This is a genomic window from Allobosea sp. LC85, assembly GCF_000735605.1.
Lineage (GTDB): Bacteria > Pseudomonadota > Alphaproteobacteria > Rhizobiales > Beijerinckiaceae > Allobosea.
This window is the reverse complement of sequence record NZ_JPKG01000062.1, coordinates 2,501-5,574: the sequence shown is the minus strand read 5'-3', so window position 1 is coordinate 5,574 and position 3,074 is coordinate 2,501. Positions and strand designations below refer to the sequence as shown.

The 3,074-nt window shown below is 54.4% G+C and carries 2 tRNA genes and 2 rRNA genes (1 of these 4 cut by a window edge); all 4 read left to right on the top strand.

Features of this window, described 5'->3' with window-relative positions:
- Positions 1-286 precede the first annotated feature (286 nt).
- A 16S ribosomal RNA gene (locus FG93_RS29180) occupies positions 287-1,773 on the top strand.
- Positions 1,774-2,001: 228 nt separating this feature from the next.
- A tRNA-Ile gene (locus FG93_RS29175) sits at positions 2,002-2,078 on the top strand.
- Positions 2,079-2,109: 31 nt separating this feature from the next.
- Positions 2,110-2,185 (top strand) — tRNA-Ala (locus FG93_RS29170).
- A gap of 230 nt (positions 2,186-2,415) precedes the next feature.
- Positions 2,416-3,074 (top strand): 23S ribosomal RNA (locus FG93_RS29165) (it continues 2,148 nt past the right edge of the window).
- Together the 16S and 23S rRNA genes with 2 tRNA genes alongside form the textbook arrangement of a ribosomal RNA operon.

Here is a 3,074-nt window from a genome sequence, read left to right as displayed (position 1 = left end):
CATCGAGACGGCGCCGCCGCTGGCGGGGCCGCTCTACTGCGCTTCATGAGCATGTTAGGCCTTGTCGCCGAGCGATCGGCGGGCTTATCTGTCGTTGTTGATGCGCCGCTGTTTGAAAACTGAAGACAGAAAGAGAAACGTGGACGGCGGGGTTCTTGCGGATTTGCCTTTGTGGCAAGTCGTAACGAGACTTCGGTGTGCTGCGTTTTACAAGAGCCATCGCTGGTTACTTCGGTAATCAAGCAATGACTCCGTCAATACGCAGCGATGCCGGAACAAACTCATCCAATCTGAGAGTTTGATCCTGGCTCAGAGCGAACGCTGGCGGCAGGCTTAACACATGCAAGTCGAACGGGCACTTCGGTGCTAGTGGCAGACGGGTGAGTAACACGTGGGAACGTACCTTTCGGTTCGGAATAATTCAGGGAAACTTGGACTAATACCGGATAAGCCCTCCGGGGGAAAGATTTATCGCCGATAGATCGGCCCGCGTCTGATTAGCTAGTTGGTGAGGTAATGGCTCACCAAGGCGACGATCAGTAGCTGGTCTGAGAGGATGATCAGCCACATTGGGACTGAGACACGGCCCAAACTCCTACGGGAGGCAGCAGTGGGGAATATTGGACAATGGGCGCAAGCCTGATCCAGCCATGCCGCGTGAGTGATGAAGGCCTTAGGGTTGTAAAGCTCTTTTGTCCGGGAAGATAATGACTGTACCGGAAGAATAAGCCCCGGCTAACTTCGTGCCAGCAGCCGCGGTAATACGAAGGGGGCTAGCGTTGCTCGGAATCACTGGGCGTAAAGGGCGCGTAGGCGGACTCTTAAGTCGGGGGTGAAAGCCCAGGGCTCAACCCTGGAATTGCCTTCGATACTGAGAGTCTTGAGTTCGGAAGAGGTTGGTGGAACTGCGAGTGTAGAGGTGAAATTCGTAGATATTCGCAAGAACACCAGTGGCGAAGGCGGCCAACTGGTCCGATACTGACGCTGAGGCGCGAAAGCGTGGGGAGCAAACAGGATTAGATACCCTGGTAGTCCACGCCGTAAACGATGAATGCCAGCCGTTGGGGTGCATGCACCTCAGTGGCGCAGCTAACGCTTTAAGCATTCCGCCTGGGGAGTACGGTCGCAAGATTAAAACTCAAAGGAATTGACGGGGGCCCGCACAAGCGGTGGAGCATGTGGTTTAATTCGAAGCAACGCGCAGAACCTTACCAGCTTTTGACATGTCCGGTTTGATCGACAGAGATGTCTTTCTTCAGTTCGGCTGGCCGGAACACAGGTGCTGCATGGCTGTCGTCAGCTCGTGTCGTGAGATGTTGGGTTAAGTCCCGCAACGAGCGCAACCCTCGCCCCTAGTTGCCATCATTCAGTTGGGAACTCTAGGGGGACTGCCGGTGATAAGCCGCGAGGAAGGTGGGGATGACGTCAAGTCCTCATGGCCCTTACAGGCTGGGCTACACACGTGCTACAATGGCGGTGACAATGGGCAGCGAAAGAGCGATCTGGAGCTAATCCCAAAAAGCCGTCTCAGTTCAGATTGCACTCTGCAACTCGAGTGCATGAAGGTGGAATCGCTAGTAATCGTGGATCAGCATGCCACGGTGAATACGTTCCCGGGCCTTGTACACACCGCCCGTCACACCATGGGAGTTGGGTTTACCCGAAGGCGTCGCGCTAACCGCAAGGAGGCAGGCGACCACGGTAGGCTCAGCGACTGGGGTGAAGTCGTAACAAGGTAGCCGTAGGGGAACCTGCGGCTGGATCACCTCCTTTCTAAGGTAGAATTCTTCACCGGATTTCGGTTCGGTCTTGAATTCGCTTGGAACAAAGAGGCCAAATCAGGCCTCGACATGCGGAACTTCGCCGTCTTCGTTTCTCTTTCTTTTCCGGGCGAATGCGCTCGATCGATCTGGCATAGGGCTGGGTTGGATCGCGCATTCTGGGCCAACAGCTTGGTTCTTTGGCCGTGTCTTGCGACTTTTGTCGTTCAAGGCATGCCTTGGGCCTGTAGCTCAGTTGGTTAGAGCGCGCGCTTGATAAGCGTGAGGTCGGAGGTTCAAATCCTCCCAGGCCCACCAGCTTTCTCGACAAGCCGTGAGGTTCGATTACGGGGCCATAGCTCAGTTGGGAGAGCGGTAGCTTTGCAAGCTTCAGGTCGTCGGTTCGATCCCGTCTGGCTCCACCATACTGCCCGGAAATTCAGGTTTTGCTGATTGCTGCTCGTGTGAGCGGCGATGAGTAACGCTGTTTGTCATTGTGAAGAGGGAATAGATCTGAAGAGGCCGCTACCCAGCGGCATTCGAGGTCGCGGACACCATCCGTGCTCGTCTTATTCGGGTCTATTCGGCAAGCATAAAATGGTCTTTCCGATCATGTTTTGCATCCTTTGGGATTGCGGACATCGATCATGAGAACGATCAAGTGCCTTAAGAGCATTCGGTGGATGCCTTGGCGCTGAGAGGCGATGAAGGACGTGATACGCTGCGATAAGCCGTGGGGAGCTGCGAATGAGCTTTGATCCGCGGATTTCCGAATGGGGAAACCCACCTTCGACAATTCGTATTGTGACGTCAGTTCTAACCAGCTGATGTTGCACTACGAATTGTCAGATGAAGGTATTGAGCCCTGAATACATAGGGGTTCAAAGCTAACCCAGGGAACTGAAACATCTAAGTACCTGGAGGAAAGGACATCAACGAGACTCCGTTAGTAGTGGCGAGCGAACGCGGACCAGGCCAGTGCTTGCTTGGAATTTACCGGAAGTGGTTGGGAAACCACGCATCAATGGGTGATAGCCCCGTACGGATCTGAGACCAAGCGAGACATGAGTAAGGCGGGACACGTGAAATCCTGTCTGAACGTGGGGGGACCACCCTCCAAGCCTAAGTACTCCTCAGCGACCGATAGTGAACAAGTACCGTGAGGGAAAGGTGAAAAGCACCCCGACGAGGGGAGTGAAATAGCACCTGAAACCGAATGCTTACAAACAGTGGGAGCTCAAGGTTCGTCCTGAGTGACCGCGTACCTTTTGTATAATGGGTCAGCGACTTAATCTGACGAGCAAGCTTAAGCCG